Source organism: Streptomyces sp. NP160, assembly GCF_006335115.1.
GTDB lineage: Bacteria > Actinomycetota > Actinomycetes > Actinomycetales > Quadrisphaeraceae > Quadrisphaera.
Window position 1 is genome coordinate 64,643 of sequence record NZ_VDMJ01000044.1, and the last position, 12,319, is coordinate 76,961.

At 76.8% G+C, this 12,319-nt stretch carries 12 protein-coding genes and 2 tRNA genes; 4 read left to right on the forward strand and 10 right to left on the reverse strand.

The annotated features are described in order from the left end of the window. Positions 1 to 6: 6 nt before the first annotated feature. Both FHN55_RS19465 and FHN55_RS19470 read left to right on the forward strand, forming a co-directional pair. The gene (locus tag FHN55_RS19465) at positions 7 to 576 is read left to right on the forward strand and encodes an isochorismatase family protein (protein WP_139714067.1); all 570 of its coding nucleotides are present in this window, start codon (positions 7 to 9) and stop codon (positions 574 to 576) included. Then, on the forward strand, positions 573 to 1,664 hold the full coding sequence (locus FHN55_RS19470) for an alpha/beta hydrolase (protein ID WP_139714068.1): 1,092 nt from the start codon (positions 573 to 575) through the stop codon (positions 1,662 to 1,664). Before FHN55_RS19465 ends, FHN55_RS19470 begins: the two co-directional genes overlap by 4 nt. A 45-nt stretch (positions 1,665 to 1,709) precedes the next feature. Here the strand turns inward: FHN55_RS19470 and FHN55_RS19475 are convergent. The 5 genes from FHN55_RS19475 to FHN55_RS19495 form a co-directional block, all read right to left on the reverse strand. Further along, positions 1,710 to 1,782, reverse strand: a tRNA-Lys gene (locus tag FHN55_RS19475). 17 nt (positions 1,783 to 1,799) lie between these two features. Next, on the reverse strand, positions 1,800 to 4,154 hold the full coding sequence (locus FHN55_RS19480; protein WP_139714069.1) for a bifunctional diguanylate cyclase/phosphodiesterase: 2,355 nt from the start codon (positions 4,152 to 4,154) through the stop codon (positions 1,800 to 1,802). A 97-nt stretch (positions 4,155 to 4,251) separates the two neighbouring features. Then, a complete protein-coding gene (locus tag FHN55_RS19485) occupies positions 4,252 to 5,691 on the reverse strand; it encodes a cytochrome P450 (protein ID WP_139714070.1) in 1,440 nt (479 codons plus the stop codon). A gap of 68 nt (positions 5,692 to 5,759) precedes the next feature. Then, on the reverse strand, positions 5,760 to 6,056 hold the full coding sequence (locus tag FHN55_RS19490) for a co-chaperone GroES (protein ID WP_139714133.1): 297 nt from the start codon (positions 6,054 to 6,056) through the stop codon (positions 5,760 to 5,762). A 103-nt stretch (positions 6,057 to 6,159) separates the two neighbouring features. Beyond that, entirely contained in the window at positions 6,160 to 6,429 is a 270-nt protein-coding gene (locus FHN55_RS19495) for a DUF3618 domain-containing protein (RefSeq protein ID WP_139714071.1), read from the reverse strand. 132 nt (positions 6,430 to 6,561) lie between these two features. On the opposite strand from FHN55_RS19495, the gene FHN55_RS19500 reads away from it, so the two are divergent. After that, a complete protein-coding gene (locus FHN55_RS19500) occupies positions 6,562 to 7,032 on the forward strand; it encodes a peroxiredoxin (RefSeq protein ID WP_139714072.1) in 471 nt (156 codons plus the stop codon). A 36-nt stretch (positions 7,033 to 7,068) separates the two neighbouring features. Continuing rightward, a tRNA-Leu gene (locus FHN55_RS19505) sits at positions 7,069 to 7,150 on the forward strand. Positions 7,151 to 7,231: 81 nt separating this feature from the next. Here FHN55_RS19505 and FHN55_RS19510 read toward each other — a convergent pair. The 5 genes from FHN55_RS19510 to murI all read right to left on the reverse strand — a co-directional run bounded on the left by FHN55_RS19510 (position 7,232) and on the right by murI (position 12,309). Next, on the reverse strand, positions 7,232 to 8,875 hold the full coding sequence (locus FHN55_RS19510; RefSeq protein WP_139714073.1) for a SpoIIE family protein phosphatase: 1,644 nt from the start codon (positions 8,873 to 8,875) through the stop codon (positions 7,232 to 7,234). A gap of 171 nt (positions 8,876 to 9,046) precedes the next feature. Continuing rightward, positions 9,047 to 9,730 (reverse strand): RdgB/HAM1 family non-canonical purine NTP pyrophosphatase, encoded by a 684-nt coding sequence (gene rdgB, locus FHN55_RS19515; RefSeq protein ID WP_257571136.1) that lies wholly within the window; start codon positions 9,728 to 9,730, stop codon positions 9,047 to 9,049. Next, positions 9,727 to 10,458 carry a ribonuclease PH gene (gene rph, locus FHN55_RS19520; RefSeq protein ID WP_139714074.1) on the reverse strand — a complete coding sequence of 244 codons (732 nt, stop codon included), beginning with the start codon at positions 10,456 to 10,458 and terminating at the stop codon, positions 9,727 to 9,729. Before rph ends, rdgB begins: the two co-directional genes overlap by 4 nt. A gap of 161 nt (positions 10,459 to 10,619) precedes the next feature. Next, positions 10,620 to 11,426 carry an MBL fold metallo-hydrolase gene (locus FHN55_RS19525; protein ID WP_139714075.1) on the reverse strand — a complete coding sequence of 269 codons (807 nt, stop codon included), beginning with the start codon at positions 11,424 to 11,426 and terminating at the stop codon, positions 10,620 to 10,622. A 13-nt stretch (positions 11,427 to 11,439) separates the two neighbouring features. Further along, a complete protein-coding gene (gene murI, locus FHN55_RS19530; protein ID WP_139714076.1) occupies positions 11,440 to 12,309 on the reverse strand; it encodes a glutamate racemase in 870 nt (289 codons plus the stop codon). Positions 12,310 to 12,319: the final 10 nt, after the last annotated feature.

Below are 12,319 nucleotides of genomic sequence, written 5' to 3' on the forward strand. Positions count from 1 at the left end.
GGCACCATGACCACGCTGGAAGACCGTCCGCAGACCGCGCTGCTCGTCGTGGACGTGCAGAACGACGTCGTCGGGGAGGCGCCCCGGCGCGACGAGGTCGTCTCGGCCATCGCCGGCCTGGTCGAGCGGGCCCGCTCCGAGGGCGTGCCGGTCGTCTGGGTGCAGCACTCCGACGAGGGGATGCCGCAGGGCAGCGACGCCTGGAGGATCGTCGACGCCCTGCAGCCCGCCGGCGGTGAGCCGGTGGTGCAGAAGCAGTACGGCGACAGCTTCGAGGCCACGGACCTTGAGGAGGTGCTCGCCGAGCGCGGGGTCGGGCGGCTCGTGGTGACCGGCGCGGAGACCGACGCCTGCATCCGCTCCACCATCCACGGCGCCTTCACCCGCGGGTACGACGTGACCCTCGTCGGAGACGCCCACACCGCGGGCGACAAGTCGGCGTGGGGCGCCCCGCCGGTGGCCGACGTCGTGGCGCACACCAACCTGTACTGGAGCTTCCAGAGCGCACCCGGGCGCACCGCTGAGGTCGTGCGCGCCGCCGACGTCGCCCTGGGCGCGGGCGCGACGGCCGGGTGACGACCCGCCGCGGCCTGCTGGCCGCCTCGGCGGCCGCGGGGTCCGCGCTCCTGGCCGCCTGCGACCCCGGGGGGGCCGGCCCCTCGCCCTCCCCGACCGGGTCGACGACGGCGCCGTCCCCGGAGCCGGCGCCCACCAGCAGCGCCGCGCCGCCGGGCACCTCCGCGGCGGGCGGTGCCCGGGTGCTCACCGACCTGGCCTACGCGGACGCGGTGGAGCGGGCGCACCTGCTCGACCTGTACCTGCCCGACCCCGCCACCGCGCCCGGGCCCTGGCCGGTGGTGCTGTTCTTCCCCGGCTCGGCCTGGCGCAGCGGGGACGCGAAGGGCGGTCCCACCGAGCTCAGCGGCGGCACCACGGCGGCGCTGCTGGCGCAGCGCTGGGGCCCGCAGGGCTTCGCCGTGGCGGGCGTCAACGTGCGCAGCAGCGCGCAGGCCGTCTTCCCCGCGCAGCTGCACGACGCCAAGGCCGCGCTGCGGTACCTGCGCTCGCGCGCTGCCGAGCTGGGCCTGGACGCCAGCCGGTTCGCGACGGCGGGCACGAGCAGCGGCGGCTGGTGCGCCACGATGGCCGGGCTGGTCAGCGGGGTGGCCGACCTCGAGGGCGGCGACCTGGGCCACGCCGACCAGAGCAGCGCGGTGCAGGCGGTGGTGGACCTGTTCGGCCCCACGGACTTCACGGCCATGGACTCCCAGCTCGTCCCCGGGGGCCAGAGCCACGACGGCGCTGGCTCCCCCGAGTCGGCGCTGATGGGGTTCCCGGTGCAGTCCGACCCGGAGGCGACGCACCGGGCCGACCCGACGCGCTACGTGGCAGCGGGCAGTCCTCCGCTGTGGATCGCTCACGGCACCGCCGACGGCTCGGTGCCCCCCGGCCAGTCGGAACTGCTCTTCGCCGCGTGCGAGCGCGCCGGCGCCACCGCGACCCTCACGCTGGTGGCCGGGGCGGGCCACACGGACTCCTACCTCGCCGAGGGCGCTCCCGACCGCGAGGTCCGCACGACCCGGGCAGGCCGCACCAGCACGAGCCGCGACCCCGACCCGACCTACGACGCCGTGCTCGCCTTCCTGCGCGAGGCGCTGGGCTGACGACGACGGAGGGCCCGACCTCACGGTCAGGCCCTCCGTCTGCTGTGCGCCCCCTGGGACTTGAACCCAGAACCCGCGGATTAAGAGTCCGCTGCTCTGCCAATTGAGCTAGAAGCGCGTGATGCGAGGAAGACTCTACCAGCCCCCCGGCACGGCCTCACCCCGGTGGTGCGCGGCTGCCCACGCGACGAGCTCCGGCGCGGTCATCGGCGCCGCGTGCCAGTACCCCTGGGTCTCGTCGCAGCCCAGCTCGGCGAGCCGGGCCAGGGTGGTGGGGTCCTCCACGCCCTCGGCCACCACGCGCAGCCCCAGGGCGTGCGCCAGGTCCACCGTGCTGGCGGTGATGGCCGCGGCGCGCTGGTCCGTGAGGAGGTCGAGCGTGAAGGACCTGTCGAGCTTGAGCTCGCTGAAGCGCATGCGGTGCAGCTGCGCCAGGGACGACCAGCCGGTGCCGAAGTCGTCGATGCTCGTCGCCACTCCGAGCTCGGCCAGCTCGGCCAGCACCTGCGTGGCGCGGGCCTGGTCCCTCGCCAGCGTCGTCTCCGTGACCTCCAGCACCAGCCGCGAGGCCGGCACCCGGTGCTCCAGCAGCAGCTCGCCCAGCCGGTGCGGCAGGTGGCGGTCCAGCAGGTCCGTGGCCGAGACGTTGACGGACACCCGCAGGTCCAGGCCCCGCCTGCGCCAGTCGGCGCACTGGCGCACGGCGCCGCGCAGCACCACACCGGTGACCTGACCGATCAGGCCGTGGTCCTCGGCCACCTGCAGGAACCGCCCCGGGGGCAGCAGCCCGTGCACGGGGTGCCGCCAGCGCACCAGCGCCTCGACGCCGACGACAGACCCGTCGGCCACGCCGACCTGCGGCTGGTAGTGCAGCACCAGCTCACCCGCCTCGAGCGCGCGGCGCAGCTCCTCGGCGGTGCGCAGGGCGTGCTCCCCCTCGCCGTGGACCTCCGGGTCGTGGACGGCCCACCCGCCACCGCGGCGCTTGGCGGCGTACATCGCGGCGTCAGCGCGCCGCAGCAGCTCCGACCGCAGGCCCACCAGGTCGCCGTCGTCCGGCTGCGCCCCCGTGTGGACCACGAGCCCGGTGCTGCCGGTCACGTGGACGATCCCGCTCCCGACGTCGTACGGGGGCGCCATGGCCCGCACCAGCAGCTCCCCCCAGGCACCGGTGGCGCTGCGCGCGGCCCCACCACCGCCACCGGCGTCCACCGAGGGCGGCAGCGGGAGCAGCAGGGCGAACTCGTCGCCGCCCAGCCTGCCGACCTCGGCCCCGGCCCCGGCGGCGGCGCGCAGCCGCGCGGCGGCCGCCACGAGGAGCGCGTCACCGCTGGCGTGCCCCAGCGCGTCGTTGACCTCCTTGAACCTGTCGAGGTCGACCAGGGCGAGCGCGAAGGGCGCGCCGCGCTCCAGCATCGCGTCGGTCCGGTCCAGCAGTCCCCGGCGGTTGGCCAGGCCCGTCAGCTCGTCGGTCCGCGCCTGGTGGTGGGTGTCGGCCAGCTGGTCCAGCTCGCCGAGGTTGAGCAGCAGCCGGCTCGCCGCCCCGACCGCCCCCAGGGCCGCCGTGAGCACGGTCCACCGCTGGGCCACGACGTCCTCGGCTCCGGCGCCCGTGACGCCCGCCACGGCCGCCACGGCCACGGCGAGCACGATCACGCCGTAGGCCCCGACGGTGGCCGGGGCACCGCGCACCACCTCCGGCACGGCGAGCGCCGAGCGGTGGGCGCTCGCGAGCACCAGCAGCAGCAGGCCCGCCCCGAACGCGGTGAGCGTCCCCGGCGCCGGGGCGCCCGTCGGGTCGACGGCCACCCCCACCACCCCGGCGGCCACGGGCAGGCCCGCAGCCGTGACCAGCCAGGTGCTGGGCTCGCGTCCGCCGCGGGTCAGCAGGGCCGTGGAGAGCGCCGTGCCACCGAGCACGATGATCGCGGCGGTGGCGGCGAAGAGCAGCTGCGCCTGCCACCACGGCAGGAGGTCCAGCGGCCCTCCGGCCAGCTCGGAGACGAGGCCGAGGAGGGCCTGGCCCGCCAGCACCGCGCTGACGGCGTTCAGCCGGTCGTCGGGGTCGGCGGAGTGGGTGCGGGTGAGGTTCCAGCGGACGAAGGCGCCGTAGACGGGCAGGAAGCAGGCCAGCAGCGCCGCGGCGACGGGTACCCACGCCAGGGCCGAGGGGGTGTCGACGGGCAGGGCCTGCGCCAGCAGCGGCTGGGCCGCGAGGGTGGCCCCGACGGTGCCGACGAGCAGGGCCACGGCGCGCCACAGGCGCCGGTCGGCGCTCGCACGGCGAGCGCGCGCGGCCACCGCCCCGGTGCCGAGCAGCCACAGCACGACCAGGCCCAGCACCACCGCGCCGGGAGCCGGCAGCGTCCGCGCCACCCCACCGGTCAGCTCGCCGAGCAGCACCACCGCCAGCGCCAGGCAGGCGCCGGCGCGCACCAGTCCCCGCGGCGGCGCGGCGGCGAGGCCGTCGTGCTCGTCCTGTCGCGTCACAGAGCCCCCCAGCTCGTGGTCGCGGTCGCTGCGTCTGCACCCGCACCTGGAGATCGGCGGTCCGGAGCTCCGGGTTGAGCCACCGGTCCGACCGCGCTCAGGGCGGCGGGGCGGGCCTCCCCCGTTCGGCGGGTGGGGGCGGGGCCGTGCGGGGCACCAGCCGCAGGAGCAGGCCGTGCCGGGGCCGCAGGGTGACGAGCGCCTCGAGCTCCGGCTCGTGGCCGGGGGCGGGGTGCACCGCGCGGTCGCGCAGCAGGGCGGCCAGCACCAGCACCGCCTCGGTGAGGGCGAAGTCCCGGCCGATGCACAGCCGCGCCCCGGCCCCGAACGGCAGGTAGGCGCCGCGCGGCACCGCCGGGCCCTCGCCGGTGAAGCGGCCGGGGTCGAAGCGCTCGGGGTCGGGGTGGGCGTCGGCCCGGCGCTGCAGCAGCCACGGGCTGACGATGACGAGCGTCCCCGCGGGCACCGCGACGCCGTCCACCACGTCGTCGGCGTCGGCCCGGCGGGTCACCACCCACGCCGGCGGGTACAGGCGCAGCGACTCGTCGACCACGGCGCGGGTCCACGGCAGCGCGCGCAGGTCCTCCCACGTCGGCGGCCTCAGCGCGGCGGTGGCAGCACCGGCGGCGCCGGGTGCTGCCGGGTCCGCGAGGACGGCGTCCAGCTCGGCGTGCAGCCGCTCCTGCGCCTCGGGGTGCCTGGCGAGCAGGTGCAGCGTCCACGTCAGGCACGAGGCGACCGTCTCGTGGCCGGCGATGACCATGGTCACCAGCTCTCCGCGCACCGCCTCCGGAGGCAGGCGGCCCTCGTCGACGGCGGCGAGCAGCAGCCCCAGCAGGTCCTCACCGAGCTCGCCGGTCGCGCGGCGCCGGGCGACCACCCGCTCGACCACCTCGTCCATGACGCGGTTGGCGCGCCGCAGCCGCCGCCGCGACGGCGTGGGCAGCCACCCCGGCACGGGCGTGCGCGCGCGGGAGACCACCACACCGAGGGCCTCCAGCACCGCGGCGACCACGCGCTCGCCGTCGTCGACGCCCTCGGCGGTGACGTCACCGCCGAAGAGGGTGCGGCCGACCACCTCGAGCGTGGCCTGCAGGGCGGCCGCGTCGACGTCGACCACTCCCCCCGCGCCGCCGGGGCCGCCGCCCGCGGCGTCCCACCGGGCGCGCAGGCGCTCGGCGGCCGCCACGGACTGCTCGGCGACGGCGGTCAGCCCCGAGCGGTGGAACGCCGGCTGCGCCACCCGGCGCGCCTCGCGCCAGGCGCTGCCGTCGCTGGTGAGCAGCCCGCTGCCGGTGACCAGCGAGAGCGCGCCGTACTGGACGGTCCGCTTGGACCAGGCCCCGGCGTTCTCCACGAGCACCCGGCGCGCGCCCGCGACGGTGTTGACGAACAGCACGGGCGTGGTCGGCAGGGGGAAGGCGACGTGGTCACCCCACCGCTGGACGGCGCCGCGCAGGTAGGCCAGCGGGTCGCGGCGGATGCCCAGCAGGTCCCGCAGCATGTCCCGCGGCAGCGGCCCGGGCGCGTCCAGCACCGTGTACCGCGCGTTGGGGCGCCCGGGGCCCCGCTGCGCGCCCGGGTCCGCGGCCCGCCGGGACGTGCTCAGAGGTACAGACCGGTGGATCCGGCCTCCACGCGGGGGGCGGCCACGGCGTGCAGGTCGCGCTCGCGCAGCAGCACGAAGTCGCGCCCCGACAGCTCCACCTCGGCGCGGTCCTCCGGGTCGAAGAGCACCCGGTCGCCCAGCTGCACCTGCCGCACGTGCTGGCCGACGGCCGCCACCTCGCCCCACGAGAGGCGCTTGCCGACCGCCGCGGTGGCGGGGATGACGATGCCCGCCCCCGACCGCCGCTCCCCCGCCTCGCGGTCCAGGGCGACCAGCACGCGGTCGTGCAGCATCCGGATCGGCAGGCGGCCGTCGTCCCCGGGCGCGGTGCTCGAGGAGGACGGGCTGCCGGGCGTGGTGCTCACCCGCCGAAACTACCGCCGGTCGGCGGTGGGCTCAGTGGCGGCGCCGGACGGCCAGGCCGGTGAAGAGCCCGACCACGGCGACGACGGCGCCGCCGACGGCCGCGACCCGCTCGACGCGCACGGCGCCGTCGGAGTCGAGCACCAGCTCCTTGGCCTTCGTCTTGGCGCTCTCGACGCCCTGCTGCGCCAGCGCCTTGGGCGCGACGCGGGCGGCGAGCTCGTCGACGGTGGCAGCGAGGTGCTGCTGGTGGAGGCTGATCTCGCGCTCGAGGCGCGCGGGCTCGTCGGGCGGGACGCTCATGCTCGGCGACGCTAGTGGCAACAGCGGCCTCCGGCAGCCCCGGCCCACCTGCTCGGACGCTCCCTGCTGAGGATCGTGGGGACGCTCGGACGCTCGGGCGCCCGTCGAGGGGGCGTCCGATAGCCTCTCCGCGTGGCAGAACGCCTCGAGCCGGGTGACCTCGCCCCGGACTTCACGCTCCCCGCGACCCACGGCGGCAGCTGGACGCTCTCCGAGCACCGCGGCCGCTCCGTCGTCGTGTACTTCTACCCCGCGGCGGGGACTCCGGGCTGCACCACGCAGGCCTGCGACTTCCGCGACAACCTCGCGTCGCTGACCTCCGCCGGCTACGACGTGGTGGGCGTCTCACCGGACCCGCTGGCGAAGCTCGAGGCGTGGTCGGAGGAGGAGCACCTGCCGTTCCCCCTCGCCAGCGACACCGAGCGCGGCGTCGTGCAGCGCTGGGGGGCCTGGGGCGAGAAGACGATGTACGGGCGCACCACCACCGGCCTGCTGCGCTCGACGGTCGTCGTGGGCCCCGACGGCGTGGTCACGCACGCCTCGTACAACGTCAAGGCGACGGGCCACGTGGCGCGGCTGCGCAAGGAGCTCGGCGTCGACTGACGCCCCAGACGTCCCGGCCGGGCTCCGGCCGGGGTGGCGCGAGTGGTGAAACTGGCAGCCACGCAGGGTTTAGGTCCCTGTGCCTCCGGGCGTGCGGGTTCGAGTCCCGCCTCGCGCACGCGGTCCACGGCACCACCGCTGCGGACGCCGCGGGGCCAGCGGTGCGGGGGCCAGCGGTGCGGGGGCCAGCGGTGCGGGGTCAGCGGTGTGCGACCACGCGCAGGGCCAGCAGGGCGACGTCGTCCTCGGGCTCCTCGGGCAGCACCCGCGCCAGCACCGCGTCGCACAGCTCCTCCAGCGGCAGGTGCCCCTCGAGCTCCAGCGCGGCGCGCAGGTCCTCGAGGCCGGCGTCCAGGGACGTGCCGCGGCGCTCGACCAGCCCGTCGGTGAAGAGCAGCACGGTGCTGCCCGGGGGCAGGTCCGTGCTGCGCTCGCGCCGGGGCGTGCCGGGGTCGATGCCCAGCAGGAGGTCCGTCTCGTCGTCCTCCAGCACCACCGCGGTCCCGTCGGGCCGGCGCAGCAGCGGCGGCGGGTGCCCCGCGTTCGACCAGACCAGCCGGCGGGCGGCGGCGGCGGGGACGCCGCTGGTGTCGGAGCAGCCGGCCCAGGGGTCGAGGCGAGCGACGACGGCGGTGGCCGAGGTGGCCAGCTCCAGGCCCTCCACCGCCTCGTCGACGCTGGTCAGCACCTCCGCCGGCGGGTGGCCCGTGGCGTGCGCGATGCCGCGCACCAGGCCGCGGACCTGGCCCATCGCCGCAGCGGCGCGGGAGTCGTGGCCGATGACGTCCCCGATCACCAGCACCGTGCTGCCGTCGCGCTGGCGGAAGGCGTCGTACCAGTCGCCGCCGATCCGCGCCTCGACGGCGGCGCTGACGTAGCGGACGGCCAGCTCCACGCCGGGCGGGCTCGGCGGCGCGGTGAGGAGGCTGCGCTGCAGCGCGGAGCTGAGCTCGGCCTGCTCCCCGTAGAGGCGGGCGTTGTCGAGCGCCAGCCCGGCGCGCCGGGCCACCTCGCGGGCGGTCTCCACCTCGGCCTCGGTGCGCTCGGCAGCCGGGTCGGTGCGGACCAGGGCCATCGCCCCGAGCGTCCTGCCACCGGCGTTCAGGGGGACCACCAGCACGGACGCCGGGGTCAGCACCTCCAGCAGCGCCCGCGCCTCGGCGTCGCCCACCCAGTCGGCCAGGGGCGGCAGCGCGGGCACGAAGACCTCCTGGCCGGTGCGCAGGCACACGGCGATCGCCGCCTCGCGGCTCATGGTGGCCGCCTGGTAGCCGGCGTAGCGCTCGAGCACGGGGTCGAGCTCGGGGTCGCGGTGGGCGAAGCCCAGCGTGCGCCGCAGGCGGCCGGTCTGCACCAGCGTGACCGTGCACCAGTCCGCCAGCTCCGGCACCACGAGGTGGGCCAGCTCGCCGACGGCGATGCCCTGTCCGGACCCGTGGGAGAGCAGCTCGCTGACGGCGCCGAGCAGCTCCAGGCGCTCCACCGTGCGCTGCAGCTCCTCCTGGGCGAGGCGCCGTTCGGTGGCGTCGAGCAGGTGCACGTGGAGGGCCTCGCCCTCGGGCACCGCGTGCACGGACAGCCACCGGTGGACCGTGGTGCCCCACGCCTCGAAGGCCACCGGCTCCCCGGTGCACCGCGCCTGCGCGTACGCGGGGCCGAAGTCGTGGTCGCGCGCGTGGGGGAAGACGTCCCACAGGGACCTGCCGAGCACCTGCTCGCGGGGCACGCCGAACAGGGCCTCCGCGGGCCGGTTCATGCCGGTGACGCGGTCCTCGGGGTCCAGCCGCACCCACGAGGGGGCTACGGCTTCGGGCAGCCCGTGGTGGTCCGGCTCGTCTGGCACGCCTGCTCCTCCCCCGGTCGTGGTGCCTCCGCTGCCGGGCCGCGCGGTCGCGGCCCCGGGGCCGCGCCATCCTGGCAGGGGCGGCGGCCTGCGGGGCCACGTCCGGGTCTGCGGGCGACCGCACGGCGCAGCGCCGGGCCGGACGAACGACCGTCCGGCCCAGCGGACGGCTCAGCGCGGTGACGAGCGGACGGCGTCGGCGAGGTGCGGCGCGAGCGCGCGGAACGCCTGGCCGCGGTGGCTGACGGCGTCCTTCTGCTCCGGCGCCAGCTCCGCGCAGCTGACCTGCGAGCCCTCGGGGACGAGCACCGGGTCGTAGCCGAAGCCGCCCGCGCCGCGGGGCTCGCGTGCGAGCGCGCCGCGGAGCTCACCGAGCTCGACGTGCTCGCGGCCGTCCGGGGTGACCATCGCAGCGGCGCAGACGAAGGCGGCGCCGCGGTGCTCGTCCGGGACGTCGGAGACCTGCGCGAGCAGCAGCGCCAGGTTGGCGGCGTCGTCGCCGTGCCGCCCGGCCCACCGCGCCGAGAAGATGCCGGGCGCGCCGCCCAGCACGTCCACCGCGATGCCGGAGTCGTCGGCGACGGCGAGCAGCCCGGTGGCCGCGGCCACGGCACGCGCCTTGAGCAGGGCGTTGCCGGCGAAGGTCACCTCCGTCTCGGCGACCTCCGGGACCTCCGGCAGCGACGGGTCTCCCACCGCGAGCAGCTCCACCCGCACGTCGGCGGGCAGGTGGGGCGCGAGGATCGCGCGCAGCTCCCCCACCTTGTGGGCGTTGCGGGTGGCCAGCACCACGCGCACCGGCTCGTGGACGTGGTCGCCCTCAGCACCCCCGGCCCGTCCCGCGACCCCGCTCACAGCCCCAGGGCCTCGCGCTGCAGGCGCGTCAGCTCGGCGCAGCCGCCAGCGGCCAGCTCGAGCAGCGCGTCGAGCTCGGCCTTGGCGAACGGCTCGCCCTCGGCGGTGCCCTGCACCTCCACGAAGCGGCCGTCCCCCGTCATGACGACGTTCATGTCGGTCTGGGCGCGGACGTCCTCCACGTACTCCAGGTCGAGGACCGGCTGTCCCCTGTCGATGCCCACGCTCACCGCGGCCACGGACCCGCGCAGCGGGTCCTTCCTGACGATGCCCTTCTCGCGGGCCCAGGTCACGGCGTCGTGGAGAGCCACGTACGCGCCGGTGATGGCCGCGGTGCGGGTGCCGCCGTCGGCCTGGAGCACGTCGCAGTCGAGCACGACGGTGTTCTCACCGAGCTTCGTCACGTCCACGGCGGCGCGCAGGGAGCGGCCCACCAGGCGGCTGATCTCCTGGGTGCGGCCGCCGACCTTGCCCTTGACCGACTCGCGGTCGCTGCGGGTGTTCGTGGCGCGCGGGAGCATCGCGTACTCGGCGGTGACCCAGCCGGAGCCGCTGCCCTTCTTCCAGCGCGGCACGCCCTCGGTGAGGGAGGCGACGCAGAGGACCTTCGTGCGGCCGAACTCGACGAGGACGCTGCCCTCACCGGCCTCGAGGTAGCGCCGCGTGATGGTCACGTCGCGGAGCTGGTCGGGACGCCGTCCGCCGGGCCTGCTGGTGCTCTCAGCCATGCTGCCGAGCCTAGGACCCGCCCCTGACACCCCCGACCACCCCGCACTTGCCGCGGGAAGTGCGGGAAGGAGGGGCGTTGGAAGCGCACTTGCCGCGGAAAGTGCGGGCTGAGGAGGGTGAGGGCGACGACGAGCGGGACGTGCGGCGAGGCAGCCCCGCGTCAGAGGTGGTGGACGGCGCCGGGGCGGGCGAGGTCGGCGGGACCGTCGAAGCGGGAGCGGACCTCCGCGAGCACCGCGTCGGCGTCGGCCCAGGGCGTCAGGTGCGTCGCCAGCACCGCCCGCACCCGCGCGCGGGCGGCGACGTCCCCGGCCCGGGCGCCCGAGAGGTGGATGCCCCGCTCGAAGGGCAGGTCGTCGGTGAAGCTCGCCTCGGTGAGCAGCAGGTCGGCGTCGGCGGCGAGGTGGTCCAGGCCGGGGCAGTCGTCGGTGTCGCCGGTGTAGGCGAGCACCGCCGTCCCGCCCCCCTCGGCGGGTCCGGTGACGCGCAGCCCGTAGGCCTCCACGGGGTGCTCGACCAGCACCGGCTCCGCGGTGAAGGGCCCCACCGCGACCGGCTGGCGGTCCACCCAGGCGCCGAAGGCGTACTGCTCGGTCATGCCCGGGCCATCCTCGGGGAGGTCGTAGGCGCGCGCCAGCCGCTCCGCCGCACCCGTCGGCGCCCACAGCGGCACCGGGTCCCGGGGCTCGCCGCGGTGGGCGGCGGGCCCGTACTTGATGGCCACGTAGAGCGCCGTCGTGTCGAGGCAGTGGTCGGCGTGCAGGTGCGAGAGCAGCACGGCGTCCAGCGCGGTGAGGTCGCCACCGGGCAGGTGCCGCTGCAGCGGCCCCGAGGCGCCGCTGCCGAGGTCGAGCACCACCCGCCAGGTGCGCCCGTCAGCGGGGTCGTCGGCCTCCAGCAGGTAGCACGACGCCGGGGAGTCCGGCCCCGGCACGGACCCCGAGCTCCCGATGACCGTCAGCCTCACGCCACGTCCCCCTCTAGCGGTTGCGCGCCAGCGGCGCCGTGATCTTGGGCAGCAGCCCGGTGTGCAGCACCGTCTCGCGCCGCTCGGCGCGCAGCTGGGCCGGCGCCGCCGTCCCCAGGAACCGCCGGGCCAGCACCGCGAACCGCTCCGGGTCCGCCGTGGTGAGCCACCGGTGCTGCGGCTCGGGGAACCCGTCGGGGCGCAGCGCGCCGCGAGCGGTCAGCTCCCGGTACACCGCCTTGGCGGTCTCCTCCGCGCTGGAGACCAGCGTGACGCCGTCGCCCATGACGTAGGAGATGACACCCGTGAGCAGCGGGTAGTGCGTGCACCCCAGCACGAGCGTGTCGACCCCGGCCTCCTGCACCGGCGCCAGCTGCTCGCGCGCCGCCTCCACCAGCTCCGGGCCCGAGGTGATCCCCGCCTCGACGAAGTCGACGAAGCGCGGGCACGGCGTCGTCGTCGTCGTGATCCCGGGTGCGGCGGCGAAGGCGTCGGCGTAGGCACCGGACGTGGCCGTCGCCGCGGTGCAGATGACGCCCACGCGCCCGGTCCGGGTGCTCGCCACCGCGCGGCGCACGGCGGGGCGGATCACCTCGACCACGGGCACGGAGTAGCGCTCGCGCGCGTCGTGCAGCACCGCCGCGCTGGCGGTGTTGCAGGCGATGACCAGCAGCTTCACCCCGGAGGCGACCAGCTCGTCCAGGCACTCCAGCGCGTAGGCGCGCACGTGGGCGAGCGGGCGGGGCCCGTACGGGGCCCGCGCCGTGTCACCGAGGTAGACCACCGCCTCGCCGGGCAGCTGGTCCAGCACGGCGCGCGCCACCGTGAGCCCGCCGACGCCGGAGTCGAAGATGCCGATGGGCGCCGCGGGGCCTGGGTGCACCCCCGCAGGC